Annotated in this window: 25 protein-coding genes and 1 pseudogene; 11 read left to right on the forward strand and 15 right to left on the reverse strand. The window is 64.8% G+C overall.

The genetic code is table 11. The annotated features are described in order from the left end of the window. Nucleotides 1–20: 20 nt before the first annotated feature. From rpsD to JX25_RS08370, 7 genes and pseudogenes are all read right to left on the reverse strand, one after another. Nucleotides 21–641 (reverse strand): 30S ribosomal protein S4, encoded by a 621-nt coding sequence (gene rpsD, locus JX25_RS08340; RefSeq protein ID WP_128254561.1) that lies wholly within the window; start codon nucleotides 639–641, stop codon nucleotides 21–23. A gap of 142 nt (nucleotides 642–783) precedes the next feature. Then, on the reverse strand, nucleotides 784–1,956 hold the full coding sequence (locus JX25_RS08345) for an MFS transporter (RefSeq protein ID WP_164876088.1): 1,173 nt from the start codon (nucleotides 1,954–1,956) through the stop codon (nucleotides 784–786). A gap of 63 nt (nucleotides 1,957–2,019) precedes the next feature. After that, nucleotides 2,020–2,859: pseudogene (locus tag JX25_RS08350) on the reverse strand (ATP-binding cassette domain-containing protein). Continuing rightward, nucleotides 2,856–3,704, reverse strand: a complete 849-nt coding sequence (locus JX25_RS08355; protein ID WP_128254563.1) for an ABC transporter ATP-binding protein — start codon at nucleotides 3,702–3,704, stop codon at nucleotides 2,856–2,858. Before JX25_RS08355 ends, JX25_RS08350 begins: the two are co-directional and overlap by 4 nt. A gap of 1 nt (nucleotide 3,705) precedes the next feature. Continuing rightward, nucleotides 3,706–4,599, reverse strand: a complete 894-nt coding sequence (locus tag JX25_RS08360; protein WP_128254564.1) for an ABC transporter permease subunit — start codon at nucleotides 4,597–4,599, stop codon at nucleotides 3,706–3,708. Between the two features lie 7 nt (nucleotides 4,600–4,606). Then, complete coding sequence (locus JX25_RS08365) at nucleotides 4,607–5,614, reverse strand: ABC transporter permease subunit (protein WP_128254565.1); 1,008 nt, start codon at nucleotides 5,612–5,614, stop codon at nucleotides 4,607–4,609. A gap of 72 nt (nucleotides 5,615–5,686) precedes the next feature. Further along, on the reverse strand, nucleotides 5,687–7,285 hold the full coding sequence (locus JX25_RS08370; protein WP_128254566.1) for an ABC transporter substrate-binding protein: 1,599 nt from the start codon (nucleotides 7,283–7,285) through the stop codon (nucleotides 5,687–5,689). A 209-nt stretch (nucleotides 7,286–7,494) separates the two neighbouring features. On the opposite strand from JX25_RS08370, the gene JX25_RS08375 reads away from it, so the two are divergent. Beyond that, the gene (locus tag JX25_RS08375) at nucleotides 7,495–7,908 is read left to right on the forward strand and encodes a DUF1489 family protein (protein ID WP_128254567.1); all 414 of its coding nucleotides are present in this window, start codon (nucleotides 7,495–7,497) and stop codon (nucleotides 7,906–7,908) included. Here the strand turns inward: JX25_RS08375 and hisG are convergent. The 3 genes from hisG to hisS are packed head-to-tail and all read right to left on the reverse strand — an operon-like array spanning nucleotide 7,905 to nucleotide 11,180. Next, a complete protein-coding gene (gene hisG, locus JX25_RS08380; protein ID WP_128254568.1) occupies nucleotides 7,905–8,621 on the reverse strand; it encodes an ATP phosphoribosyltransferase in 717 nt (238 codons plus the stop codon). The two genes, JX25_RS08375 and hisG, sit on opposite strands and share 4 nt — an antisense overlap. A gap of 1 nt (nucleotide 8,622) precedes the next feature. Further along, nucleotides 8,623–9,699: an ATP phosphoribosyltransferase regulatory subunit gene (locus tag JX25_RS08385; protein WP_128254569.1), complete on the reverse strand. Its 1,077-nt coding sequence runs from the start codon at nucleotides 9,697–9,699 to the stop codon at nucleotides 8,623–8,625. After that, nucleotides 9,696–11,180, reverse strand: a complete 1,485-nt coding sequence (hisS, locus tag JX25_RS08390) for a histidine--tRNA ligase (protein WP_128254570.1) — start codon at nucleotides 11,178–11,180, stop codon at nucleotides 9,696–9,698. The genes JX25_RS08385 and hisS overlap by 4 nt, the downstream gene beginning before the upstream one ends. Nucleotides 11,181–11,256: 76 nt before the next feature. Between hisS and JX25_RS08395 the strand changes: the two genes are divergently transcribed. Continuing rightward, nucleotides 11,257–11,457 carry a SlyX family protein gene (locus tag JX25_RS08395; RefSeq protein ID WP_128254571.1) on the forward strand — a complete coding sequence of 67 codons (201 nt, stop codon included), beginning with the start codon at nucleotides 11,257–11,259 and terminating at the stop codon, nucleotides 11,455–11,457. Nucleotides 11,458–11,538: 81 nt separating this feature from the next. Here JX25_RS08395 and dnaE read toward each other — a convergent pair whose 3' ends face one another. Then, nucleotides 11,539–15,030: a DNA polymerase III subunit alpha gene (dnaE, locus tag JX25_RS08400; RefSeq protein WP_128254572.1), complete on the reverse strand. Its 3,492-nt coding sequence runs from the start codon at nucleotides 15,028–15,030 to the stop codon at nucleotides 11,539–11,541. A gap of 176 nt (nucleotides 15,031–15,206) precedes the next feature. Here dnaE and JX25_RS08405 point away from each other — a divergent pair, with 176 nt between their 5' ends. From JX25_RS08405 to JX25_RS08425, 5 genes are all read left to right on the forward strand, one after another. Further along, nucleotides 15,207–16,736 carry an ABC transporter ATP-binding protein gene (locus tag JX25_RS08405; protein WP_128254573.1) on the forward strand — a complete coding sequence of 510 codons (1,530 nt, stop codon included), beginning with the start codon at nucleotides 15,207–15,209 and terminating at the stop codon, nucleotides 16,734–16,736. Beyond that, complete coding sequence (locus JX25_RS08410; RefSeq protein ID WP_128254574.1) at nucleotides 16,723–17,808, forward strand: ABC transporter permease; 1,086 nt, start codon at nucleotides 16,723–16,725, stop codon at nucleotides 17,806–17,808. Before JX25_RS08405 ends, JX25_RS08410 begins: the two co-directional genes overlap by 14 nt. Next, nucleotides 17,808–18,737, forward strand: a complete 930-nt coding sequence (locus JX25_RS08415; protein ID WP_128254575.1) for an ABC transporter permease — start codon at nucleotides 17,808–17,810, stop codon at nucleotides 18,735–18,737. The genes JX25_RS08410 and JX25_RS08415 overlap by 1 nt, the downstream gene beginning before the upstream one ends. 14 nt (nucleotides 18,738–18,751) lie before the next feature. Continuing rightward, nucleotides 18,752–19,837 carry a BMP family ABC transporter substrate-binding protein gene (locus JX25_RS08420; protein ID WP_128254576.1) on the forward strand — a complete coding sequence of 362 codons (1,086 nt, stop codon included), beginning with the start codon at nucleotides 18,752–18,754 and terminating at the stop codon, nucleotides 19,835–19,837. Nucleotides 19,838–19,936: 99 nt separating this feature from the next. Then, complete coding sequence (locus JX25_RS08425) at nucleotides 19,937–20,716, forward strand: GH25 family lysozyme (protein ID WP_128254577.1); 780 nt, start codon at nucleotides 19,937–19,939, stop codon at nucleotides 20,714–20,716. On the opposite strand, the gene JX25_RS08430 is transcribed toward JX25_RS08425, so the two are convergent. The 3 genes from JX25_RS08430 to JX25_RS08440 are packed head-to-tail and all read right to left on the reverse strand — an operon-like array spanning nucleotide 20,713 to nucleotide 22,698. Then, on the reverse strand, nucleotides 20,713–21,504 hold the full coding sequence (locus tag JX25_RS08430) for a metal ABC transporter permease (protein WP_128254578.1): 792 nt from the start codon (nucleotides 21,502–21,504) through the stop codon (nucleotides 20,713–20,715). The two genes, JX25_RS08425 and JX25_RS08430, sit on opposite strands and share 4 nt — an antisense overlap. After that, nucleotides 21,497–22,222, reverse strand: a complete 726-nt coding sequence (locus JX25_RS08435; RefSeq protein ID WP_128254579.1) for an ATP-binding cassette domain-containing protein — start codon at nucleotides 22,220–22,222, stop codon at nucleotides 21,497–21,499. The genes JX25_RS08430 and JX25_RS08435 overlap by 8 nt, the downstream gene beginning before the upstream one ends. Beyond that, entirely contained in the window at nucleotides 22,219–22,698 is a 480-nt protein-coding gene (locus tag JX25_RS08440) for a Fur family transcriptional regulator (protein WP_128254580.1), read from the reverse strand. Before JX25_RS08440 ends, JX25_RS08435 begins: the two co-directional genes overlap by 4 nt. A 66-nt stretch (nucleotides 22,699–22,764) precedes the next feature. On the opposite strand from JX25_RS08440, the gene JX25_RS08445 reads away from it, so the two are divergent. From JX25_RS08445 to JX25_RS08455, 3 genes are all read left to right on the forward strand, one after another. Beyond that, a complete protein-coding gene (locus JX25_RS08445) occupies nucleotides 22,765–23,697 on the forward strand; it encodes a zinc ABC transporter substrate-binding protein (protein WP_128254581.1) in 933 nt (310 codons plus the stop codon). Nucleotides 23,698–23,802: 105 nt separating this feature from the next. After that, entirely contained in the window at nucleotides 23,803–24,720 is a 918-nt protein-coding gene (locus tag JX25_RS08450; protein ID WP_128254582.1) for a diacylglycerol/lipid kinase family protein, read from the forward strand. After that, on the forward strand, nucleotides 24,717–25,502 hold the full coding sequence (locus JX25_RS08455; RefSeq protein ID WP_128254583.1) for a metallophosphoesterase family protein: 786 nt from the start codon (nucleotides 24,717–24,719) through the stop codon (nucleotides 25,500–25,502). Before JX25_RS08450 ends, JX25_RS08455 begins: the two co-directional genes overlap by 4 nt. Here the strand turns inward: JX25_RS08455 and JX25_RS08460 are convergent. Continuing rightward, a complete protein-coding gene (locus JX25_RS08460; protein ID WP_128254584.1) occupies nucleotides 25,499–26,467 on the reverse strand; it encodes a type I glyceraldehyde-3-phosphate dehydrogenase in 969 nt (322 codons plus the stop codon). The two genes, JX25_RS08455 and JX25_RS08460, sit on opposite strands and share 4 nt — an antisense overlap. A gap of 309 nt (nucleotides 26,468–26,776) precedes the next feature. Here JX25_RS08460 and hemP point away from each other — a divergent pair, with 309 nt between their 5' ends. Next, nucleotides 26,777–26,896, forward strand: a complete 120-nt coding sequence (hemP, locus tag JX25_RS08465) for a hemin uptake protein HemP (RefSeq protein WP_241557940.1) — start codon at nucleotides 26,777–26,779, stop codon at nucleotides 26,894–26,896. The last annotated feature ends 11 nt before the right edge of the window (nucleotides 26,897–26,907 follow it).

Genomic DNA, 26,907 nt, shown 5'->3' on the forward strand with positions numbered 1-26,907 from the left:
CCATGCAGATCCGATGAAGATCAGTTCTGCGCGTAGAATTCGACAACCAGGTTCGGTTCCATCACCACGGCGTAGGGGATGTCCGACAGGCCCGGCGTGCGCGTGAACGTCGCCGTCAGCTTGGAGTTGTCGACTTCGATGTAGTCGGGAACGTCACGCTCGGCCAGTGCCACGGCTTCCAGCACGATCGCCAGTTGCTTGGAGGATTGCTTGACCTCGACCACGTCACCTTCGCGAACGCGGTAGGAAGCGATGTTGACGCGCTTGCCGTTAACGGTCACGTGGCCGTGGTTCACGAACTGGCGGGCGGCCCAGATGGTCGGGACGAACTTCGCACGGTAAACAACGGCGTCCAGGCGGCGCTCCAGCAGGCCGACCAGCATCTCGCCGGTGTCGCCTTTCAGACGCTCGGCTTCGGCATAGATGCGACGGAACTGCTTTTCCGTCAGATCGCCGTAGTAGCCTTTCAGCTTCTGCTTGGCGCGCAGCTGCGTACCGAAGTCCGACAGCTTGTTCTTGCGGCGCTGACCGTGCTGGCCGGGGCCGTATTCACGCTTGTTCACCGGGGACTTCGGACGGCCCCAGATGTTTTCGCCCATGCGACGGTCGAGTTTGTACTTGGCAGAGGTGCGTTTGGTCACCGCTGATCTCCTTCGATATGTGTGAAGGGCGTTGTCCTTTCCCCTTGCGGGGCGACAGGTCATCCCCTTGCGGGGGCCACCAACACCAACTTGAAACCGCCCATGGACGGATCGCGCGCTTATACAGGTGCGGCGCCCGGTGTCAACACCGCTGCGAACAAGCCCCGCGCAACCCCATGATCGATGCCATCAGGCCTCCCATCACCACCAGCCCGTAAACCACCGCCACCTGCAGCAGCCCCAGATACTGCACGGCCACCCCTGCCAGAACCGCCGGAAGCGCAAAGGCGCAATAGCTGACGGCAAAGAAGACCGACAGCATCCCTGCCCGTTCGTGCACGGCGGCCAACGGCAGCAGAAGCCGCAGGATGGACGAAAAGATCAGCCCCTGCCCCGCCCCCGAGATGATGGTGCCGAAGAACAGCGGTGCGGCCAGCCCAAGTTCCATCCCCACCAGCGTAACGGGGATCCCGATCAACTGGAGGATGGCGCCGATCATCATCATGCGCAATGCGGGGCGTTGGCGCCCCACATACACCGCGACGGCAGCGCTGCCCATCAGCACGCATACGATGATGCCCGTCACCATCTGCGAATCGGTGTCCAGCACCTCGCGCAGAACGCCCGGCATCAGCGACATGTAAAGCCCGCCAAGCGCCCAGCCGGCCATGACCGGCGGCATCAGCCGCACGAAGGCCGCCCGAGCCTGCGGCGGAACGCCCAGATCCGGCACCAGCGAGCGCCAGGCTCCGGGCCGCCTTCCATGCGTTTCCGGCATGAATGCCAAGACAACCAGCGCCAGCGCTGTCAGCACCCCGATCAGAAGATAGGGAAGCAGCATCGGCATCGGGGCCCAGCTTACCAGCATCCCGGTGCAAAGGGCGCCCAGCGACATGCCGATGAACGGAACATAGGAGTTGAGGACGGGCCCCTTGTCATTGTCTGCATCCACGATCGCCGCCCCGCAGGTCGGAACGGCGATGCCCATGGCCAGCCCTTGAATGCTGCGGGCCAGAAGCAGCCCGCCATAGCTGTCGGCATGCAGGAAGCAGGCAACAGCCAGCAGGTTCAGCACCAGCGCACCCGCGATGACCGGCTTGCGCCCCAGATGACTGGACAGCCGCCCGACCACCAGCAACGACCCGAGCAGGAAGGCGACATAGACCGCGAAGATCAGCGTCACGTCCATCGGAGCGAGCGCATATGCCTGCTGATAAAGCGGATAAAGCGGTGTGGGAACGGACGCGCCGGCAGCAAACAGCATCGCCAGCAGCGTTCCGAACACCAGCATCGCACGCAGGCTGGCGTGTTGCATGGAATACCCCGAATGAAGATGTATCCTTCCGAGGTATCCCATACGCCAGCCCGCGGCAAGGCGTCAGGCGGCGCTGCCGATGCCGGCCGCCTTGCGCCGCGCCACGCGGGCGCGGATCGCCTCGATATCCGTCACCGGCGTCGCGGCGAACAGCTTGCGGGTATAGCCATGGCTGGGCGCGCCGAACACGGCATCGCGGCTGCCCTATTCGACAACCTCGCCCTTGAACATCACCATCACCTCGTCGGCGATATATCGCACGACGGAAAGGTCGTGGCTGATGAACACATAGGTCAGGTTGAATTCATCCTGCAGATCGGCCAGCAGGTTCAGCACCTGCGCCTGAACCGAAAGGTCCAGCGCCGAAACCGGTTCGTCCAGCACCAGAAGCCGCGGGTTCACCATCAGCGCCCGCGCGATTGCCAGACGCTGCCGCTGCCCGCCCGAGAACATGTGCGGATAGCGCCCGAAATGTTCGGGCAGCAGGCCCACGCGCGTCAGCATCGCCATCGCCTTTTCGCGGCGGGTGGCGGCGTTGTCGTCGGTGTTCAGGACCAGCGGCTCCATCAGCATGTCGCCGACCTTCTGGCGCGGGTTCAGGCTGCCATAGGGGTTCTGGAACACGATCTGCACCTGGCGGCGCAGCTCCGGCGTCAGGCCGGATACGTTCACCGCCTGCCCGTCGATCAGCAGCTCCCCTTCCGTGGCCGGGTCGATCAGCGTCAGGATGCGGGCCAGCGTGGACTTGCCGCATCCGGATTCGCCCACGATAGCCAGCGTCTTGCCCTGTTCGACGCTGAAGGTGATGCCTTTCAGCGCCCGCACCGGCTGCGCCTTGCGGAACATGCCCCCGGCACCGGGATAATCGCGGATGATGTTCTTGGCTTGCAGAACTGCGGTCATCGTGCGGCCTCCAGCGTGGCAGGGTCGATGAAGTCGGAAACGGTTGCCAGGCGGTCGCCCGTCGCATGTTCCGGCAGGGCCGACAGCAGCGCCTTGGTATAGGGATGCGAGGGGGCCTCGAACAGGGTCAGCACGTCGGCCTCCTCCATCTTGCGACCCTTGTATTTCACGATCACGCGGTCGGCGGTTTCAGCCACCACGCCCATGTCGTGGGTGATCATGATCATGCCCATGCCGGTATCTTCCTGAAGCTTCATCAGCAGGTCGAGGATCTGCTTCTGGATCGTCACGTCCAGCGCCGTCGTCGGTTCGTCCGCGATCAGTAGCTTCGGCTGGCAGGCGATGGCGATGGCGATCATCACGCGCTGGCACTGCCCGCCCGACATCTGGTGCGGATAGGAGCCAAGGCGCTTTTCCGGATCAGGAATGCCGACGGCGGCAAAAAGCTCGATCGCGCGCTTGCGGCGGTCGGCGCGGCCAAGACCCAAATGGGCGCGCAGCACCTCCTCGATCTGGTAGCCGACCGTGAAGCAGGGGTTCAGCGAGGCAATGGGCTCCTGGAAGATCATCGAGATCTCCCGCCCGATGATGGCGCGCCGGTCCTTGTCGGACATGGTCAGCAGGTCACGGCCATCGAAGGTCATGACATCGGCCGTGACGGTGGCGGTTTTCGGCAAAAGCCCCATCGCCGCCAGCATCGACACCGATTTGCCCGACCCGGATTCGCCCACGATGGCCAGCACCTCGCGCTGGGCCACCGTCAGGTCCAGCCCCTTGACGGCATGGAAGGTCCCCGTCGCCGTGGCGAAGTGGACGTTGAGGTTGCGGATCTCCAGAAGTGCCATGTCAGCTCCGCTTCAGTTTCGGGTCAAGCGCATCGCGCAGGCCGTCACCCACAAGGTTGATGGCCAGAACCGTGATCAGGATCGCAAGGCCGGGGAAGGTCACGACCCACCAGGCGCTGAGGATGAATTCGCGGGCCTCGGCCAGCATGGTGCCCCATTCGGGCAGCGGCGGCTGCGCGCCCATGCCAAGAAAGCCAAGCGCTGCCGCATCCAGAACCGCGTTCGAAAATGACAGCGTGCCCTGGACGATCAGCGGCGCCATGCAGTTCGGCAGGATCGTGCGGACCATCAGGCGGAAGTGCCCTGCCCCCGCCACACGCGCGGCCATGACATATTCACGGTTCTTTTCCGCCATCACGGCGGCGCGGGTCAGGCGCGCGAAGTGCGGCTGCAGCACGATCGCGATGGCAATCATCGCGTTCATCAGGCCCGGGCCAAGAATGGCCACCATCACCAGCGCCAGCAGCAGCGACGGGAAGGCAAGGATCACGTCCATCACGCGCATGATGACAGTATCGACCCAGCCGCCGAAGAAGCCGGCAAGAAGGCCCAGAACGATGCCGCCGATCAGCGCGATGGTCACCACCACGCAGCCGATGATCAGCGACTGTCGCGCGCCGAAGATCAGGCGCGACAGCACGTCTCGGCCCACGGCATCGGTGCCCAGCAGGAACTGGCCGGTGCCCCCTTCCTGCCACGCAGGCGGGGTCAGCAGGAAATCGCGATATTGCTGGATGGGATTATGGGGGGCCAGCAGCGGCGCGAAGATCGCGATGGCGATCAGCAGGACGAAAACGGCCAGACCGATCACGGCCCCGCGGTTTTCGGAGAAATAGAACCAGAACTCGCGCAGTGCACGGCCCCGTTCGGACTTGATTTTGGGTGTCGCGGTCATGCTGCCCTCACGAATGCCGGATGCGCGGATTGATGATGCCGTAAAGCAGATCGACGATCAGGTTCACGATCATCACGACGCCTGCAATCAGCAGCAGCCCGCCCTGCACCGACGGATAATCACGCCGCGAAATGGAATCGATCATCCACTTGCCCACACCGGGCCACGAAAAGATCGTCTCGGTCAGGATGGCGCCCGCCATCATCACGCCGATCTGCAGGCCGATGGTGGTGATCACGGGGATCATCGCGTTGCGCAGCGCATGAACGCCCACCACCCGCCAGGCCGACATGCCCTTGGCGCGGGCGGTGCGGACGTAATCCTCCGACAGCACTTCAAGCATGGCCGAACGCGACTGGCGCGCGATCACGGCCATGGGGATGGTTGCCAGCACGATGGCCGGCAGGATCAGGTGGCTGAGCGCCGACCGGAACGCCCCGCTTTGCCCCGACATCAGCGAATCGATCAGCATGAAGCCGGTGCCGTTGGGGAAGAAATACAGAAGGTCGATCCGCCCCGAAACCGGTGTCCACCCCAGAATGCCCGAGAACAGGATGATCAGCAGCAGGCCCCACCAGAAGATCGGCATCGAATATCCGACCAGTGCCGTCCCCATGGAGATCTGGTCGAAGGCGCTGCCGCGCTTGATGGCGGCAAATACGCCCAGCGGAATGCCGATAAGGGTGGCAAGGATGATGGCGCAGACCGCCAGTTCCACCGTTGCGGGAAACAGGGTCAGGAATTCGCCCAGCACCGGACGGCGCGTGGCAAGCGACGTGCCGAAATCACCCTGGAACAGCCCCGTGACAAAGTCCCAGTACTGCACCACGATGGGCCGGTCGAACCCCAGTTGCGCCGAAAGCTGCGCGTGCCGTTCAGGGCTGATGCCCCGCTCGCCCGCCATGAGAAGAACGGGATCGCCCGGCAGAAGCCGGACAAACCCGAAGGCGACGACCGTGATCCCGATAAAGGTCGGGATCAGATAGGCCAGCTTGCCAACAAGAAATCTGATCATCGGTGTCTCGAAAAGTTGGAGGCGCGCCGAAGGGAAAATCCCCTCGACGCGCCGGGTCATGCTTTGGGCCGATCACTCGGCGATGTCGACGCCTTCAAAGCTGTGGCGGCCCAGCGGGTTCATGACATATCCCGTCACCTTGGACGACATCGGCATGAAAACGGTCGAGTGACCGAGCGTGGCCCACGGGTTCTGATCCTTGAAGATCACCTGTGCTTCTTCGTAAAGGCGCGTACGTTCGGCCTGATCGGTCGAAACCTTGGCCTGCTGGATCAGCGCCTCGAACTCATCGTTGCACCACTGGGCGCGGTTGGCCCCGCCTTCGCCCGTGGCGGCGCAGCCCAGCAGCGTGGCAAGGAAGTTGTCCGGATCGCCGTTGTCACCGGTCCAGCCCATGATGACGGCACCTTCGCGGCCAAGCTCGGTCGAACGCTTCAGGTATTCGCCCCATTCATAGGACACAATGGACACGTCCACGCCAACCTCGGCGAAGTCGGACTGGATCAGTTCGGCCACGCGGCGGGCGTTGGGCATGTAGGGACGCTGCACCGGCATCGCCCAGACTTCCATCGAAAGGTCTTCCACCCCAGCCTCTTGCAGAAGCTGGCGCGCGGCTTCGGGGTCATAGGGGTTGTCCTCGACCTCGTCGTTATAGGACCACATGGTCGGCGGGATCGGGTTCTTGGCAACAACGCCCGTGCCCTGGAACACCGCATCCACGATGGCCTGCTTGTTCATGGCCATGTTCAGCGCGCGGCGCACGTCGGGATTGTCGAAGGGCGCGACCGTGGTGTTATAGGCCAGATACGCGACGTTCAGGCCCGGCTGTTCCATCACCTGCAGGTTCGGGTTGGACTTCAGCGCCTCGATATCGGCCGGGGCGGGATAGGGCATGATATGGCATTCGCCCGCTTCAAGACGCTGGCGGCGCACTGCCGGATCGGGTGTGATCGCGAAGATCAGGTTGTCGATCGCCTGCTTGCCCTTGTAATAATCGGGGTTCGCCTGATAGCGGATCACGGCATCGGGCTGATAGGCGACGAGCTGGAACGGGCCGGTACCGACAGGCTGGCTGTTCAGCGCGGCCATGTTGCCATCTGCTTCCAGCTTGTCGGCATATTCCTTGGAATAGATCGAGGCGAACGGCATCGCCAGGTTGGCCAGGAACGGCGCTTCGGGGCGGTTCAGAACGAAGGTCACCGTCAGATCATCATCCTTGCGGATTTCCTTGATCAGCGTCGGCATCTCCATCGCGTCATAATATTCATAGGTGGTGCCGGGAATGTAATCGGCCCACGGGCTTTCGGGATCGCCCTGACGCAGGAACGAGAAGATGACGTCATCGGCGTTCATCTCGCGCGTGGGGGTGAAATAATCGGTGGTATGAAACTTGATGCCCGGACGCAGGTGGAACGTGTATTCCAGGCCATCCTCGGACACGTCCCAGCTTTCGGCAAGGCCGGGCACGGTGTTGGTGGTCCCCGGCTCGAACTCCACCAGACGGTTGAAGACGGCGTCGCTGCTGGCATCCATCGTGGTGCCCGAGGTCGTGGACGCGGCATCGAACCCTTCGGGCGATCCTTCCGAACAGTAAACCAGCGTCTTGGCGTGAACGCCGGAGGCGGCCGTCAGGGCAAGCGCAGAGGCTGCCAAAAGATGGGCAAGTTTCATATGTGGCTCCCGTTACAAGCGGCGGTTGGTCCCGTCGCCATTCTCCATCCCTGCACGATTTTACCAAAATCCGCGCAACGCAAGAGCGATTATCTTTTCGGGACGCCTCCCGCAACCTTTCGGCAGAATAAACCATTCTTTTGGCCGCCAGAACGTTGCGTCGCAGCCAAAGGATGGACGAGCGGGCGCCGGAACCATATTTATGTCCGATGACCCTGCATCTTCTGAAACTTTGCGTCGGCGCAAATGGCGTCGAGGACCTGGCCCATCATCAGGCGACCCGCTGGCAGGGCCGCCCGCGGCACATAACCCGCATGTGGCCCAAGCGTGAGGACGAGCTGCTGAAGGGCGGCTCCATCTTCTGGATATTCAAGGGGCTGGTGCTGGCGCGCCAGCGCATCACGGCGCTGGAAGCCGTGCGCGGCGATGACGGGGTGGACCGTTGCGCGCTGATCCTTGATCCGGCCCTTGTGCGGACCGAGGCGCAGCCGCGCCGCGCCTTTCAGGGCTGGCGCTATCTTGATCCCAAGGATGCCCCCGCCGACCTGCCCGAAGGGCGCGGCCACGAGGACCCCCTGCCCCCCGCGCTTGCCCGCGCCCTGGCGGAAATGGGCCTGCGTTAAACGGGGCGGAACACGTCCGGCAGGGACAGGCCAAGCTGCGCCACCAACTGCTTCATCACGGGCGCGGCATCGCCCCAATCGGCATGGCGCGCCGCAAACAGCGTTGCCTGCGATTTGTGGATCACCGCATCTTCCAGCACCTTAAGGTGATTGGCCCGCAGGGTTTCCCCGGTGGAGGTGATGTCGGCGATCGCCTCGGCCGTCAGGTTGCGGATGGTGCCTTCCGTCGCGCCCTGGCTGTCCACCAGCTGGTAATCGGCCACGCCGTTGGCTGTCAGGAAATCGCGCACCAGACGGTGATACTTCGTTGCGATCCGCAGGCGGAAGCCATGCGTGCGCCGGAAGGCGGAGGCTGCGGCGTCCAGATCCTCCAGCGTGTCCACATCCACCCAGCAGGCAGGCACGGCGATGATCAGGTCGGCATGCCCGAAGCCAAGCTGCGCCACCTCGGCCACCTGCGCGGACCAGTCGGCCAGCTTGTCGCGCACAAGATCAGAACCCGTGACGCCCAGATGGATACGGCCAGCCGAAAGCTCCCTCGGGATTTCACCGGCGGAAAGAAGGACAAGCTGCACGCCCTCCACCCCGTCCACCGCGCCGGAATACTCCCGCTCGTTCCCCGTGCGGCGCATGGTGACGCCGCGGCTTCCGAACCAGTCGAAGGTCTTGTCCATCAGCCGCCCCTTGGACGGCACACCGATTTTCAGCATGATCTTACGCCTTCAACGGCGCCACCAGATGCGGGCGGATGATCCCGCCCACAGCCGGAATCGACCGTCCCTGCCCCAGCACCTTGGTCAGCGCGTCATAACGCCCGCCCGAGGAAACCACCGGCACCGACGGATCGGCTGCGTGGAAGCTGAAGACGAACCCGTCGTAATATTCCATCGAGGACCGGCCATGCCCCGTTTCGAACGGAAGCGCACCCACGTCGATCCCGCGCGCCTTCATCGCCCTCAGGCGTGCCGCAAAACGTTCCACCGCGACCGAGATGTGGGGCATGTCCACCGCCAGATCGCGCAGCCGTTCCAGCGCCTGCGGGGCGGGCGCGGCAAGGGCCATCAGATCTTCCAGCAGTTCGGCCTGCTTGGCGGGGATGGGCGGCGTGTCGGCATCCTCGGCCAGCGAATGGATGCGGGCCGCGATTTCCTGCGACGACCGAAGCCCGATATGCGCGCCCGTTTTGGGCAGCTTGCCCGCCTCCAGCGCCTTCAACAGGCGTGTACGGGCCGGATGGGGCCGCGTGCGGCCGGCATACCGGTCCAGCAGGCGGCGGAAGCTTTTGGGCCGCCAGATATGGCGCAAAAGGGCCGCGCGGCGCGTTTCTGTGGTTTCCAGCCCGCGCACGGCAGCCATCAGGATCCCGATATCGCCCGTCTGCGGCGAAAGGTTCAGCGGCGCCAGAAGATCGGCGAACAGGGCGAACACCTCGGCATCCGCCTCCTCGGGGGCGGAGCGGTCGAACACCTCGAACCCCACCTGAAGGTATTCACTGGCGCGGGGCATCAGCGTGTCCTGCTTGCGGAACACCTCGCCCATATAGGTATAGCGGGCGGGATCGGCCCCGTGCGCCATGTGGGCCTGCACCACGGGCACCGTGAAATCGGGCCGAAGCACCATCTCGCCGCGCAGCGGGTCCTGGGTGATATAGGCGCGGGCGCGGATATCCTCGCCGTAAAGATCCAGCAGCGCATCTGCCGGAAGCAGGATGTCCGCCTCTACCGGCTGGGCACCGGCGGCGCGGAAGGCGGCGCAAAGCCGCTCCGCCTCGGCACGGATCGCGGCCTTCATGCCAGGATCTTCCGGACTTCGGCCACCAGATCGCCGCGTGCGATCTCCACCTGCGCCGGGCGGGCCTTCCATTCTTCAAGGCTGGCCTCTTCGGCGACCTTCGCCCCAAGGATCAGGTCCTTGAGGATGACAGTGCCCTTGCCAGCCTCGTCCCCGCCCTGGATGACGGCGATGGGCGACTGGCGCTTGTCGGCATATTTGAGCTGGTTGCCGAAGTTCTTGGGGTTGCCCAGATACACCTCGGCGCGGATGCCGGCATTGCGCAGATCGGTCGCCATCTGCATGTAATCGGCCATCCGGTCGCGATCCATCACGGTCACGATCACCGGCCCGGGCGCCTGCGCGCCCATGCGGCCCTTGGCCCGCAAGGCGGCCAGCAGCCGGTCAACACCGATGGACACGCCCGTGGCCGGCACCGCCTGCCCCGTGAACCGCTTGACCAGATCGTCATAGCGCCCGCCCCCGGAAACAGAGCCGAACTGGCGCTTGTTGCCCTTTTCGTCAAAAATCTCGAATGTCAGCTCCGCCTCGAACACGGGCCCGGTGTAATAGCCAAGGCCGCGCACGACCGACGGGTCCACCTCGATCCGGTCGGAGGCATAGCCCTGACGGTCCAGCATCTCGGCGATCGTTTCAAGCTCCTGCACGCCCTCAAGGCCGATGGCGGAACCGCCGACCAGTTCGCGCAGCCGTGCGGCGGTTTCACCGCCCGTTGCCCGTTTGGCGGCCATGAAGCCCATCACGACCTCGGCCTGCTCGTCACTGAGGCCGGCGCCATTGGTGAAGTCGCCTGATTCATCCTTGCGGCCCGCGCCCAGAAGCGCGCGCACGCCCGCATCGCCCAGCCGGTCCAGCTTGTCGATGGCCCGCAGAACGATGCCACGTTCATTTTCGAACCGCGAAAGGTCCGAGGGATCAAGAACGCCGGCCACTTCCATCACGCCGTTCAGAACCTTGCGGTTGTTCACCCGCACCAGATAATCGCCGCGCGGAATGCCGACTGTTTCCAGCGCGTCCGAAAGCATGGCGCAGATCTCGGCATCCGCCGCGACGGAGGGCGCACCCACGGTATCGGCATCGCACTGATAGAACTGGCGGAAGCGCCCCGGCCCCGGCTTTTCATTGCGCCAGACGGGGCCCATCGCATAGCGGCGATAAGGGCTGGGAAGATCGTTGCGGAATTGCGCCGCCACGCGCGCCAGGGGGGCGGTCAGATCGTAGCGCAGGGCCAGCCACTGTTCATCCTCGTCCTGCCAGCCGAACACGCCCTCGTTCGGGCGGTCCACGTCGGGCAGGAACTTGCCCAGCGCCTCGACCGTCTCCACCGCGCTGGTTTCCAGCGGATCGAAGCCGTAGCGATGGTAAACCTCGGTGATGCCGTCAAGCATCGCCTTGCGCTCGGTGACATCCGCGCCGAAATAGTCGCGGAAGCCCTTGGGCGTTTCCGCACGCGGGCGGCGGGGGGACTTGTCCTTGGCCATGGTCGGACCCTTCGCTATGCTGTCGGGGCAAGGCATTATCGGAAGGGGCGGCGGGCGACAAGCCGCCGAAGGAAACATGGACCGGATCAACCGCGCAGAAGAACAGATCGCCCACCTGACCCGGATGGTGGAGGACCTTTCGGAAGTCGTCGTTTCCCAGACACGAGAGATCGAGCGCCTTTCGCGCCGCGTCGGCCTGCTGATGGAGCGGGAGGCCGAACGGCAACTGGATGACGGCACCATTCCGCTGGCCGACCAGCGCCCGCCGCACTGGTAAGGGCACCCTCGGGGGGCATCGAGCCCCCTCTTGGGCGCGGCCGCAGTGGCGGCTTCAGCGCCCTTGGGCGGGATGCCGTGCTTAAAGATCCTCGATCATCACGACGCCCTGCATCGCCTTGATCGCGCCCTTCACCTGCGGCGTCACGGGATACCGGTCGGGCAGCGCCAGATCGATCTCGCGTCCTTCGCCGTCCGTCACGCAGAACCGGATCTCTCCGCGCCCCCGCGCCCCGCCCGACAGGCGCGAGAACAGCGCCGCGACCGAGGCCGCCGCCTCTGCCTGTTCCAGATGGATGCGCATACCGCCGCCCGCCGCATCCGCAGCCACGCTGTCGATGGGCTGGGCCGCGCGCGCCAGAAGCTTCAGCGTTTCGCCTTCCAGCTGCGCCTCGACCGTCAGGACCACGTTCTTGCCCGGTTCCAGCAGGTCGCGCGCCTGATCCAGCGTGTCGGAAAACACCGTCACCTCGTAAAGGCCCGTCGGATCGGAAAGCTGCACGAAGGCGAAACGGTTGCCGCGCGCCGACTTGCGTTCCTGCTTGGAACTGACCGATCCGGCCAGCTTGGCCACCTTCGGCCCGCCTTGGGCGGCCTCCGTCAACTCGGTCAGGGTCATGACGTTCTTGCGGCGAAGGGGTGCCATGTAATCGTCAAGCGGGTGGCCGGAAAGGTAGAAGCCAATGGCCTTCATCTCCTCCGCCAGACGTTCGACCGGCAGCCAATCGTCGCGGCTTCCCATGCGCGGTTCCGGCAGGTCGTCCCCCGCCTCTCCGAACAGTGACACCTGCGCCGAGGCCCGCGCTTCGTGCACCGCCGCCGAATAGGCGACCAGCCCGTCCAGCCCCTCGAACACGCGGGCGCGGTTGCGGTCCAGCATGTCGAAGGCGCCGGCACGGGCCAGCATCTCCATCGGGCGTTTGCCTACGCGCTTCAGGTCCACCCGCCGCGCCATGTCGAACAGGCTGGCGAAGGGCCGGTCCCCCCGTCCATCCACGATCAGCCGCATCGCATCGACGCCGACGTTCTTCAGCGCGCCGAGACCATAGACAAGCTTGCCATCCCTTACGCTGAAGGTGGCGAGGCTGCGGTTCACGCAAGGCGGCACCGTTTCGATCCCCAGCTTGTCCACCTCGCGCTTGTAGATGGCCAGCTTGTCGGTCAGGTCGATATCGCAGTTCATGACGCCGGCCATGAATTCCACGGGGTGGTTCGCCTTCAGCCAGCCGGTCTGATAGCTGACGACGGCATAGGCGGCGGCGTGCGACTTGTTGAAGCCGTAATTCGCGAACTTCTCCAGCAGGTCGAAAACCTCGCCCGCCTTCTTTTCGTCGATGTTGTGGGTTTCCTTGGCGCCCTTGATGAACTTCGGACGCTCCTTGGCCATTTCCTCGGCGATCTTCTTGCCCATCGCGCGGCGCAGAAGGTCGGCGCCGCCAAGGCTGTATCCCGCCATGACCTGCGCGATCTGCATCACCTGTTCCTGATAAACGATGATGCCCTGCGTTTCCTTCAGGATGAAGTCGATGGTGGGGTGGATCGACTCGATCTCGCGCAGGCCGTTCTTCACCTCGCAGTAAACCGGGATGTTTTCCATCGGGCCGGGGCGATACAGGGCCACAAGCGCGACGATATCTTCGATGCAGGTCGGTTTCATGCGCCGCAGCGCGTCCATCATGCCCGAACTTTCGACCTGGAACACCGCAACCGTCCTGGCGGCGGAATAAAGATCATAGGTCGCCTTGTCGTCCAGCGGGATATGGCCGATGTCGTTTTCGGTTCCCGGTTCGGGTGCGTAAAGCTGGCGGCCGTCCGCCGCTTCGTGCAACTGCCGCCCGCCGGTGCGGATCAGGTCGATGGCGTTCTGGATCACCGTCAGCGTCTTCAGGCCAAGGAAGTCGAACTTCACAAGGCCCGCAGCCTCCACCCATTTCATGTTGAACTGGGTTGCGGGCATGTCCGACCGCGGATCCTGATACAGCGGAACCAGCTCGTCCAGCGGCCGGTCCCCGATCACCACGCCGGCAGCGTGGGTGGAGGCGTTGCGCAGCAACCCTTCCACCTGCTGGCCATATTCCAGAAGGCGGCCCACGACCTCTTCCTTCGCGGCCTCGCGCAGGCGGGGCTCGTCCGCCAGCGCCTTGGCGATGGAAACGGGCTTCACCCCTTCCACGGGGATCATCTTGGACAGGCGGTCCACCTGCATGAAGGACATCTGCAGCACGCGGCCCACATCACGCACGGCCGCCTTGGACAGAAGTGCGCCGAAGGTGATGATCTGCCCCACCTTGTCGCGGCCATACTTGCCCTGGACATAGCGGATCACCTCCTCCCGCCGGTCCATGCAGAAGTCGATGTCGAAGTCTGGCATCGAAACCCGTTCGGGGTTCAGGAAGCGCTCAAACAGCAGGGCATAGCGCAGGGGATCAAGATCGGTGATCGTCAGCGCATAGGCCACAAGCGAACCCGCGCCCGAACCCCGTCCCGGCCCCACCGGGATTTCGCGGTTCTTTGCCCACTTGATAAAGTCGGCAACGATCAGGAAGTAACCGGGAAAGCCCATCTTCTCGATGATGCCCAGTTCGAAATCCAGCCGCTTGTGATATTCCTCCACGCTGACGGCATGGGGAATGACGGCCAAACGCCGCTCCAGCCCCTCGCGGGCTTGGCGGCGCAGTTCCTCCACCTCGTCCTCGGCAAAGCGCGGCAGGATGGGCGCGCGCTTGGAGGCCTTGAAGGCGCAGCGGCGGGCAATCTCCACCGTGTTTTCCAGCGCCTCGGGCAGGTCGGCGAACAGGGCGCACATTTCGGCTTCGGACTTGAAATAGTGCTGGGGCGTCAGCCGGCGGCGCGGCTGGCTTTGATCCACATAGGCGCCCTCGGAAATACAGATCAGCGCATCATGCGCCTCGTACATCTCGGCCTTTGGGAAATAAACGTCGTTGGTGGCCACAAGCGGCAGGTTCTGGGCATAGGCCATCTCCACATGGCCGCGCTCGGACAGGGCCTCGGCCTCGGGCAGATGACCGCCTTCGCCGGGATGGCGCTGCAGTTCCACATACAGACGGTCGGGATAGATGGCCGAAAGCCGGCGCAGCAGCGCATCCGCCTTTGCCCGCTGCCCCGTGCGCAAAAGCCGCCCCACCGGCCCGTCCGGCCCGCCCGACAGGCAGATGAGGCCGTCCGAATGCGCCGCAAGTTCTTCCAGCGTCACCTGCGGAAGCTGGCCGCCCTTGTCCACGTACAGGCACGAGGACAGCTTCATCAGGTTCATGTAGCCGGCTTCGTTCTGCGCCAGCAGCACGACCGGCGCGGCGGGGCGCGGCTTTTCCCCCGGCTGGGCGGGATCGTAATCCACCGCCACCTGGCAACCGATGAGCGGCTGCACCCCCGCCCCCGACGCCAGCACCGAAAATTCCAGTGCGGTGAACATGTTGTTCGTATCCGTCACGGCGACGGCGGGCATCCCCGCAGCCTCGCACAGCTTGACAAGCTTCTTTACGGGAACAGCCCCCTCCAGAAGCGAGTATTCCGTATGGACGCGAAGATGGATGAAGCGGACAGGATTCGACATGCATCCAGTCTATCGTGGCGCCACCGCCTGCGAAAGCGCCTGCACCGCACGGCATGCGGGCAAAGCGAACACAGATGTGGCATCGGGCCACACTGCGCGCCTTCCCGCGCCGAGATCATTGCGGTATGAGGCCGCTTCCGCCTATTGAGGCAACAGGATGCGAGACGGAGATCGCCATGACGGGTGCACGGGCGCTGCTGCAACTGGAAGGGCTGACAAAAGCCTATCCGGGCGTGGTGGCCAATAGCGGGATCGGCTTTACGATCCGCGCGGGCGAAGTGCACGCGCTTCTGGGTGAAAACGGCGCGGGCAAATCCACGCTTGTGAAGATGATCTATGGCCTTGTGCGGCCGGATGCGGGGCGGATGCTGCTGAACGGCGCCGATTACGCCCCCGACCGGCCGGCCACCGCGCGCAAGGCCGGCGTGGGGATGGTCTTCCAGCATTTCAGCCTGTTCGACGCCATGACCGTGGCCGAAAACGTCGCGCTGGGCATGGAGCTTCCGCCCCCCATGCGCGAACTTGCGGCGCAGATCCGCGCCACCTCCATCAATTACGGGCTGCCGCTGGACCCTGATCGTATCGTGGGGGATCTGAGCGCGGGCGAAAGGCAGCGGGTGGAAATCGTGCGCTGCCTGCTGCAGGACCCGCGCCTGCTGATCATGGATGAGCCCACCAGCGTGCTGACCCCGCAAGAGGTGGACATACTGTTCCGCACCCTGCGCAAGCTTGCCGCCGAAGGCACCGCGATCCTGTATATCAGCCACAAGCTGGAAGAAATCCGGACGATCTGCGATCACGCCACCATCCTGCGCCGCGGCAAGGTTGTCGCCACCTGCACGCCTGCCGAACGCACCGCGCGCGAACTGGCCGAGATGATGGTCGGCACCGTCCTGACGCCGCCCGCCAGGCCCGCAGCCCCCAAGGGCGACATCGCGCTTGAGGTGAACGGCCTTTCCGCCCCCTCCCCCATCCCGTTCGGCACGGCCCTGAAGAACATCCGCCTTTCCGTCCGCGCGGGCGAGGTTCTGGGCATCGCGGGCGTGGCCGGAAACGGGCAGGACGAATTGCTGCTGGCGCTGAACGGCGAACTTCGCTGCGCCTCCGACATCGTGCGCATCAACGGCAAGTCCATCGGCCATCGCGGCCCGCGCGGGCGGCGCCATGCCGGTCTTGTGGCCGCCCCCGAGGAACGGCTGGGCCATGCCGCCGCCCCCGACATGACGCTGACCGAGAATGCCGTTCTTTCCGGTGCCCAGCGGCGCAAGCTGGTTCGGCGCGGTTTCATCGACTGGCGCCGCGCCCGCACCTTTGCCGAGGAAATCATCCGCGAATTCGATGTGCGCACCCCCGGAACGGAAGTCGCCGCGCGGGCGCTGTCGGGCGGCAACCTGCAGAAATTCGTGGTGGGCCGTGAATTGTCGCAGGATCCGGCGGTGATCGTGATCAACCAGCCCACATGGGGCGTCGATGCGGCGGCGGCGGCTTCGATCCGGCAGGCGATCCTTGACCGGGCGGCCGCTGGCGCGGCCATCATCGTCATCAGCCAGGATCTGGACGAGTTGCTGGAGATTGCCGACAGCTTCGCTGCCCTGAATGAAGGCCACCTGACCGAGCCGCGCCCCGTCGCAGGCCTGACGGTGGAACAGATCGGCCTGATGATGGGCGGCGTGCATGGAATGGAGGCGGCAAATGGTCCGGCTTGAAAAACGGGCAAACCCCTCGCGCCTTTGGTCCGTGGCCACGCCGGTTCTGGCGGTTGTGCTGACGATGATCGCGGGCGGCATCCTGTTCGCGATGCTGGGCAAGGATCCGGTGGCGGCGATCCGCACCATCTTCTGGGACCCGCTGTTCAACCCGCAATTCGCTGCCTATTCCCGCCCGCAGCTTCTGGTGAAGGCCGGGCCGCTGATCTTGATCGCGATCGGCCTGGCGCTGGGTTTCCGCGCCGGCGTGTGGAACATCGGCGCGGAAGGGCAATATGTCGTCGGCGCGCTGGTGGGTGCGGCAACGGGCCTTGCGCTTTACCCGATGGACAGCCGGCTGATCTTTCCGCTGATGGTGGTTGCAGGTGGTCTTGGCGGCCTTCTTTGGGCCATGATTCCCGCCTTGCTGCGCACGATGTTCCGCACGAACGAGATCCTCGTGTCGCTGTTGCTGGTTTACGTGGCGCAATCGCTGCTGGCCTCGATGGCGCTGGGGGCGCTGCGCAACCCGCAGGGCGGAGGGTTTCCCGGATCGCGCAACCTGTCGCAATGGGCATCCTCGGCCAATCCCGAACTTGTTGCGGGAACAGGGATGCACTGGGGCGTGGTGGCTGCCTTCATCTCGGTGATCGGGGCATATGTGCTGCTGCAACGCCACATGCTGGGCTTTTCGATCCGACTGGCAGGGCAAGCCCCGCGCGCGGCCCGCTTCGCCGGCGTATCGCCCACGCGGCTGGTGATCGTGTGCTTCGGCATCTCGGGGGCGCTGGCCGGTCTGGCCGGCCTGTTCGAAGTGACGGGGCCCGCGGGCCAGATCAGCCTTGATTTCGCCCAAGGCTATGGCTTCACCGCAATCATCGTCGCGTTCCTTGGCCGCCTGAACCCTGTGGGCATCCTGCTGGCCGGCCTGCTGATGGCCCTCACCTATATCGGGGGGGAGCTTGCACAGTTCATGCTGGGCCTGCCCGCCGCCGCCATCCAGGCCTTCCAGGGGATGCTTCTGTTCTTCCTTCTGGCGGTGGACATCCTGACCAACTACCGCATCCGCTGGACCAAACGGGAGGCTGCGTGATGGATATCGGCGGCATCAACATCATCACGCTGCTGGCCACGCTGATCGTTGCCTCCGTCCCAATCCTGATGGCGGCACTGGGGGAGCTTGTGGTCGAGAAGTCGGGCGTCCTGAACCTCGGGGTCGAGGGGATGATGATCATCGGCGCGGTGATCGGCTTCGTGGTGGCGGTGCAGACGGGCAACCCGGTGATCGGGTTTCTTGGCGGCGCGGTCGCGGGTGCGGCGCTGGCGGCGGTGTTCGCGCTGCTTACGCAGGTGCTTCTGGCCAACCAGGTGGCATCGGGCCTTGCACTGACGCTGTTCGGGCTGGGCCTGTCCAGCCTGATCGGTCAGGGATGGAACGGCATCCGCCCGCCCCTGACGCGGGATGTGCCGCTTGGGCCGCTTTCGGACATTCCGGTGCTGGGGCCGGTCCTGTTTTCGCATGACTGGATGGTCTATGCCTCGTTCGCGCTTGTGGTGGCGGTCTGGTGGGTGCTGCGCCGCACCCGCGCCGGGCTGATCCTGCGGGCGGTGGGTGAAAGCCACGATGCGGCCCATGCCCTTGGCTACAAGGTGCGCCGCATCCGGATGGCCGCGATCCTGTTCGGCGGTGCGATGGCGGGCATGGGCGGCGCCTATATCAGCCTGATCCGCGTGCCGCAGTGGACGGACGGCATCACGTCGGGTGCCGGTTGGATCGCGCTGGCCATTGTCGTTTTCGCAAGCTGGAAGCCGTGGCGCGTGCTGCTGGGCGCGTGGCTGTTCGGCGGCATCAGCGTCCTGCAGTTGAGCCTTCAGGCCGCCGGTTCGCGCATTCCGGTCGAGTATCTGTCGATGTCACCCTATGTCATCACGATCCTCGTGCTTGTGTTCATCTCGTCGGGACGGGGGCGTGCGATGGGCGCGCCTGCGGATCTGGGCAAGACCTTCCACGCATCAAGATAAACAGGGAGAACTTCATGAAACGCAGAGTGCTTCTGGCCACGGCCGCCGCGCTGATGGCATTGCCCGCAGCCTCGTTCGCGCAAGGCATGGACAAGGTGAAGGCATGCTTCATCTATGTCGGCCCCGTGGGCGATGGCGGCTGGACCTATCAGCACGATCAGGGACGTCAGGCGCTGGCCGCCGAATTCGGCGACCGTGTCGATGCGACCACCTACCAGGAATCGGTGCCCGAAGGTGCGGACTCCGAACGCGTGCTGACGCAGATGGCGCTTTCGGGCTGCAACATCGTGTTCGCCACCTCGTTCGGATATATGGACGCAGTGAACAACGTGGCCGCGAAGTTCCCGAACGTGAAGTTCGAACATGCCACCGGCTATCGCCGCGACAGCGCCAACGTGTCCACCTATGACGCACGCTTTTACGAAGGCCGCGCGGTGACGGGCACGATCGCCGGCATGATGACGCAGTCGGACAAGATCGGCTACATCGGCTCGTTCCCGATCCCGGAAAACATCCAGGGCATCAACGCGGCGTATCTGGCGGCGAAGAAGGTGAACCCCGACGTGACCATGTCGATCGTCTGGGCCTATAGCTGGTTTGACCCCGCGAAAGAGGCCGACGCCGCCCGTGCGTTGATCGAACAGGGCGTGGACGTGGTGCTTCAGCATACCGATTCGACCGCCCCGCTGGCCGAGGCAGCAAAGACCGAAGGCGTGATCGGCTTCGGTCAGGCGTCCGACATGGCAGAATTCAAGCCTTCGCCGCGCGTCGCCTCCATCATCGACAACTGGGCGCCTTATTACATTGAGCGTGTGGGCGCGCTGCTGGATGGCACCTATGAACAGAAGGCCACCTGGGCCGGCATCGCCGGCGGCGAGGTCGAGATCGGCGAAATCACGGATGTCGTTCCGGCCGATGTGAAGGCGAAGGCCGAGGAAGTGCGCGACGCCATCGCCGCGGGCGAACTTCACCCCTTTACCGGCCCGCTGAACAAGCAGGACGGGACCGAATGGCTGGCCGAAGGGGAAACCCCCGACGATGCGGATCTTGCCGGCATGAACTTCTATGTCGAAGGGATCACGGGCCAGATCCCGCAATAACCGCCGGCGGGCGCGGTGTTCCGCCGCGCCCCCTTTTCCCCCGCGTGACGCGCGCCACGATCCGGTGCACAAGGATATGCGATTCTGCCCGGAGTTCCGATGCGCCCTGTCCGTTTGCTTGCCCTTGTATTCCTCGTCGTTCTTGCCGCCTGCGGATCACGCGGGCCCGATCATGTTTCCGGCTTCCCGCCGCAGTTCGGCGATGCCGTTCCGCATGACTGGCGTGGGCGCAACGTGCCTGCCGCCTATCAGGTGCACGGGATCGACGTCGCCCGTTATCAGGATCACATCGACTGGCACACGGCCCGTGCCAGCGGGGTCCGTTTCGCCTTCATCAAGGCGACCGAGGGCGGCGATTACGTCGATCCGCTGCTGGCCCATCACCGCGCGGGCGCGCGGGCGGCAGGCATTCCGTCCAGCGCCTATCACTACTACTATTTCTGCCGCACCCCGCAGGAACAGGCGGCATGGTTCATCGCCAACGTGCCGCGCCGCGCGGGCGATCTTCCCCCCGTTCTGGACATGGAATGGACGCCCACCTCGCGCACCTGCACCCGCCGCCCCCCCGCAGCCGAGGTTCGGCAGGATGCAGCGATCTTCCTGTCGATCCTGACAAGCTATTACGGGCAGCGGCCCATCATCTATTCCACCGTGGACTTTTTCCGCGAGAACGAGATGTGGCGCGTGCAGGGGGCGGAGTTCTGGCTGCGTTCGGTCGCGGGGCATCCATCCGAGGTGCATCCCGGCCATGACTGGACCTTCTGGCAATATACCGGCACCGGCCTGATCCCCGGCATCCGGGGCCGCGTGGACATCAACGCCTTCCGCGGCAACGAACAAGCCTGGGCCAGATGGCTTGCCAACCGCCAGCAACGCTAGGTCCGCCGCAACCGGCCTGCCACCGCGGCGATGATGAAGATGCCCGCCGCCGCCGTCACGATGGACGGGCCGGCGGGGGTATCGAAGTGGTAGGACGCCCAAAGCCCCGCCAGTGCCGAAACCGCGCCGATCAGCGTCGCCCCCACGGCCATTGCCTCGGGCCCGCGTGACAAGGCACGGGCAGCGGCGGCGGGGATGATCAGCAGGGCCGAGATCAGCAGAGCCCCCACGATCTTCAGCGACAGCGCAACCACCAGCGCCAGCGCCAGCGTCAGTGCCAGCCTTTCCCGCAACGGAGAGATGCCGCTGGCATAGGCCAGATCCTCATTTACCGTGCTGAGCAGCAGGCGGTTCCAACGCCAGACGACCGCCGCCAGCACCACGACCGCCCCGCCCCAGATCATCGCAAGGTCCGTGCGGGAAACGGCAAGGATATCGCCGAACAGGAAGCTTTCAAGGCTGATGCGGACGGTGCCGACAAAGCTGATCCCGACAAGCCCAAGGGCCAGCGCCGAATGCGCCAGCACCCCCAGAACCGTGTCGGCCGCCCAGCCGCGGCCGGTCAGCGTCGCCACTGTCAGCCCCATCGCGGCGGCCACCACCGCCGCGCCCAGCGCAATCGGCAGATCCGTCGCCAGTGCCATTGCCACGCCAAGAATGGCGGCATGGGCAGTCGCATCGCCGAAATAGGCCATGCGCCGCCACACCACGAACACCCCCAGCGGCCCCGTCGCCAGCGAAACGCCGACACCAGCAATGGCCGCGCGGGTCAGAAAATCGTCAAGCATGATCCGGCTCCGCGCAGTGATGGTCATGGTGGTGGCGATAAAGCGCCAGCGCGCCGCGCGTCCCTTCGCCGAACAGGGCGCGATATTCCGGCGCGTTCGACACCACGTGGGGCGAGCCTTCACAGCACACATGTCCGTTCAGGCAGACCACCCGGTCCGATGCTGCCATGACCACGTGCAGATCGTGGCTGACCATCAGCACGGCGGCGCCGGTATCGCTCCGCACCTCCTCCAGCAGGCGATAGAAGGCGGCCTCTCCCGGCTGGTCGAGGCCCTGGGTCGGTTCATCCATCAGGATCGCCTGCGGGGCGGCCAGCAAGGCCCGCGCCAGAAGCACCCGCTGCATCTGCCCGCCTGAAAGGCCGGCCAGCGGGCGCGTCTCCACCCCCTCCAGCCCCACGCGGGCAAGGGTGGCGGCAATGTCCGCGCGCGAATGGCGCACAGGCAAGGACAGGAACCGAGCCACGTTCATCGGCAGCGTCGGGTCCAGCGCCAGCTTCTGGGGAACATAGCCAACGCGAAGCCCCGCCGCCCGCGTCACGCGCCCGCCCTGAAGCGGCACGATCCCCAGCAGCGCGCGTAGCAGCGTAGATTTTCCCGACCCGTTCGGGCCGACGATGGTCACGATCTCTCCGCCGGCAAGATGCAGGTTCACATCATGCAGCACCGGCTGCGCGCCAAGGGTCACGTTCAATCCTTCAGCGGCGATCAGGGTCATGCTTCGTCACGGCACAAGGGGCACAGGCCGACCGCCTCGACGTTGGACCGTTCGATGGCAAAGCCAAGATCATCCGCCGCCAGATCCAGCGCGGCGCGCACAGGGGCGGCAGGCGCCTCGGCCACGGTGTTGCAGGACCGGCAGATCAGGAAGGCGGGGGCGTGAACCTCTCCGGGATGCATGCAGGCGGTAAAGGCGTTCAGGCGGCGGATGCGGTGGGCCAGCCCCTGTTCCACCAGAAATTCCAGCGCGCGATATGCGACGGGGGGCTGGTTGCCGAAGCCTTCGGCCGCAAGCCGCTGCAGCACGTCATAGGCGCCAAGGGCGCGATGTTCCTCCAGCAGGATTTCCAGCGCCCTGCGGCGAACGGGCGTCAGGCGAAGACGCTTTTCGGCCACGATCGCCTCGGCCCGGGCCAGCATGTCGCCGGCGCAATGGGCATGATCATGACGGGCAAAGGCGACAGGGTCGGCCATAGGCACCTCTTGACGTGTTACATTATTACATTTAGTGCATCTCAACAGCACATGAAAGGGCACAAGATGCGTTATTCCATATCGCTGCTTATGGCGAGCCTTGCCACCCCCGCCATCGCGGATGTGACTGTTGTCACCGATATCGCCCCCGTCCAGTCACTTGTGGCCCAGGTGATGGGCGAAACACCCGAGGTGATCCTGCCGCCGGGCAGCGATCCGCACCGCTTCCAGCTTCGCCCCAGCCAGGCGCGGGCGGTGCAGAACGCCGATCTTGCCATCTGGCTTGGTCCCGAAATGACGCCTTGGCTGGAAACGACGATGGAGGGCCGCAGCGGCGAGGCGCTGGAGCTGCTTCATGTGGATGGCCTTCACGCGCGCGAATACGGTGACGATCACGCCGAACATGCCCACGGCCACGATGAGCATGAGCATGAGCATGAGCATGAGCATGATGACCATGGCCATGACGGACACCACCATCATGATGGCCTTGATCCGCATGCATGGCTTGATCCGGCGAACGCGATGCTGTGGCTGGATGTCATCGCGACGCGCCTGTCCGAGGTTGATCCCGCCAACGCGGAAACCTATGCCGCCAACGCTGCCGCCGCGAAACAGGATATCGACGCCCTTGATGGCGCCATCGCGCAGCAGCTTGCGCCCGTTGCGGACAAACCTTTCGTCGTGTTCCACGACGCTTATGGCTATTTCACCGATCATTACGGGCTGACGCTGGCAGGCTCCATCTCGGCCGGTGACGCGTCCTCGCCGTCGGCGGCACGGCTGGCGGGCATCCGGCAGGATGCGGGCCCCGCCACCTGCGTCTTTCCCGAAGAACAGCACGATCCCAAGCTGGCCGAACAGATGGCAAGCGATGCGGGCGTGCGTCTGGGTGGCGCGCTGGCCCCCGAAGGCGCAGGGCTGGAAGCAGGCCCGCAGCTTTATGCCCAGCTGATGCAGGGGCTTGCCGACACCCTGACAGAGTGTCTGGACCGCTGAAGCTTCAGGGGCCGGCAGCAATGCCGGCCTTTTCTTGTTCCATCGCAGGCATTTGTGAAACCCGATGCCGCGTTGCCGCGTTTCCGGCGGGTACAGGAGAAGCACATGCCGATCGACCCCGCCTCCATCTGCGTGATCGCGAACCCGAAATCGGGCCGCAACAGCCATGATGCACAAGCCATCGACGCCGCCATGGCGGTGTTCGAAGGTGCCACTCTGCGCCACTGGCAGCTTGGCCAGGACCTGAAGGTCGCGGTCCGTCAGGCTGTCGATGATGGGTTCACCACCATCGTGGCCGCGGGCGGTGACGGCACCGTGATGGGCGTGGCCAACACGCTGGTGCATGGCGAGGCCAATCTTGGCGTTCTGCCGCTTGGCACCTTCAACTATTTCGCACGCGGGCTGCAACTGCCGCAGGAACCGGCCGATGCGGCCCGTGCCATCCTGAACGGCACGCCGCACCGCATTTCCGTGGGGGCGGTGAACGGCACGGTGTTCCTGAACAATGCCAGCCTTGGCATTTATCCGGCCATCCTCAAGCAGCGCGAATCCGTTTACGAACGCTTTGGCCGGCGCAGGATCGCCGCGCACTGGTCGGTGCTGAAAACCTTCATGCGCTATCGTCGGCCCTGGCGCGTAACCCTGTCGATGGAGGGGCGGGAGCAGGAGATTGCGACCCCGCTGATCTTCGTCGCGCGGTCTGCCTATCAGCTGGAACGCTTCGGCCTTCCCGGCGCCGAGGAGATCAGCCACGACGATCTGGTGCTGTTCATCGCGCAGGCCGAGGGGCGGATGTCGCTGCTGAAAACCACGTGGCGGCTTTGCACGCGCAAGGTGAAACAGCACCGCGACATCGCCCTGCTGCGTGCCGACAGCTTCACCATCGACACGAAAAAGCCCAGCCTTCTGGTTGCCTATGACGGAGAAAAGTCCCGCATGGACACACCGATCCGGTTCGAGATCCTGCACGACGCGCTGTCCATCATCATTCCGCATGCGGAGGATCGGGTGGACACGCCATGACGCGGATCGTCCACCTTTCCGACCTGCATTTCGGCCGCACCTCCCCCGCCCTGCTGGAACCGCTTCTGGAACAGACGAACATGGCGGCGCCCGATCTTTGTGTCATCTCGGGCGATTTCACCCAGCGGGCACGCAATTGGCAATTCGCCGAAGCCCGTGCCTTCATCGACAGGATCAAGGCGCCGGTGCTGGCCGTTCCGGGCAACCACGACACGCCGCTGGACAACCTTTGGGTGCGCTTCCTGCGCCCGTGGAGCCGGTATCGCCGCCACATCGCCGCCGATCTTGAACCGATGTTCGAAAACGACCGCATGAAGGTGGTCGGGGTGAACACCGTGAATCGCTGGGCGCACCAGTCGGGGCGCATGTCATCCCACACCATCAACCGCGTGTGCGAGGCGTTCAGGGATGCAGGCGACCGCGCCCGCGTCGTGGTGCTTCACCATCCGCTGGAACATCTGGAGGGAACGGACAAGCGCCTGATGCGCGGCGCCGCAAAGGCGTTGAAGAAACTGGCCGGATGCGGCGCGGATGTGGTGCTGTGCGGGCACATCCACACGACCCATGTCGGCCCCTTCACCACCGCCCCGGGCCTTTTGTTCGTGCAGGCAGGAACGGGCCTGTCCAACCGCCTTCGCAACCAGGAAAACAGCTTCAACGTGCTGGACATCGCACGCCACGAAATCATGGTCCGCGCCATCTCTGCCGGGGATGATGCGCGCTTCCGCGAAACGGCATCGGCAAGGTTCCACCGGCAGGATCACGGTTGGTCGCAAGGTTAAAGCAGGCGGGCGACGTCCAGCATCCGGTTCGAAAAGCCCCACTCGTTGTCATACCAGCCGAACACGCGCAGCATTCCCTGCGGGGTGATCCGCGTTTCGGGGCAGGCCATGACGATGCTTTCCGGCCTTGCCCGCAGATCGGTGCTGACCAGCGGTCCGTCCACCGCACCCACGACGCCGCCGGCCTTGCGGAATGTCGCATTCACGGCCTCAACCGTTGCGGGTCGCTGCGTCATCACCGCCAGATCCACCGCGGAAACCGATGCGACCGGCACCCGCACGGCCGATCCCTGCACCCGCCCCGCTAGATCGGGCAGCACCTGATCCAGCAGCCGCTGGGCCGAGGTGGTGGTCGGCACCATCGATAGCGCCGCCGCACGGCTGCGGGCAAAATCGGCGGCGGGGGCGTCCACCGTGGGCTGGCTGCCGGTATAGCAATGGATCGTGGTCATCGTGCCCGTCACCACGCCCCAATCCGCATCCAGCAACCGGACAAGCGGCGCCAGCGCGTTCGTCGTGCAGCTTGCGTTGGATATGATGCGGTGGTCATCCCGCAGCACGCCTTCATTCGCACCCAGAACCAGCGTGACATCCGCCGCCTTCGACGGCCCGGAAACCAGAACCCGCGCCGCCCCTGCCCGGAGCCCCCGCTCTGCCATCTCTCGTGTATCGGAACGGCCGGTGCATTCCATCACCACGTCCACATCCGCCAGATCCAGCCGCGACAGGTCCGCCTCGCGGTACAGCGGGATCGCTGTGCCGTTCACCACCAGCGCCCCGTCCTGCAGCGCGACCGTGCCGGCAAAGGGGCCGAAGACGCTGTCATACTGGAAAAGATAGGCACACATGTCCGGTGCGGCGATGTCGTTGATGCCCACGATCTGCAGGTCCGGCCAGCCTCCGGCAGCCCATGCCCGCAGAACCGATCGCCCGATCCGTCCGAAACCGTTGAGGAATATCCGCATCGCCCGTCTCCGTCTTTGAACCCGAAAAAGCATGCCCGCCCGCCGCGTGCAATCTTCACCCGGCAGAAAAATGACCAACTAAAATAATCAGTATTTACAGACCGGCGGTTTTCGCGCAGTTTCATGACATCAGCCACGTATGCGCAGGTGCGCCATGACCGATTCCCAAGCCGGGTCCGAGTTTTCCGAAATCCTGCGGCAGGTTCTGGCCGGCCTCCTTCCGGCCTGCGACTTTTCTGCCTTCATCGACCGACTGGAGCGCCAATCATGAACGCGATGACCGACCTTTCGAACCTGATCGACACCACCATGCCGGTGCACGACGCCACCCGCCTGACCGATGGCGGCAATCAGGCGCGGATCGTGCTGAACGGCCAGATCTACAGCCTGCGCATCACCCGGGCGGGCAAACTGATCCTGACGAAATGAAGAAAAGCCCG

Source organism: Falsirhodobacter deserti (genome assembly GCF_004015795.1).
In the GTDB taxonomy this organism is placed as follows: domain Bacteria; phylum Pseudomonadota; class Alphaproteobacteria; order Rhodobacterales; family Rhodobacteraceae; genus Falsirhodobacter; species Falsirhodobacter deserti.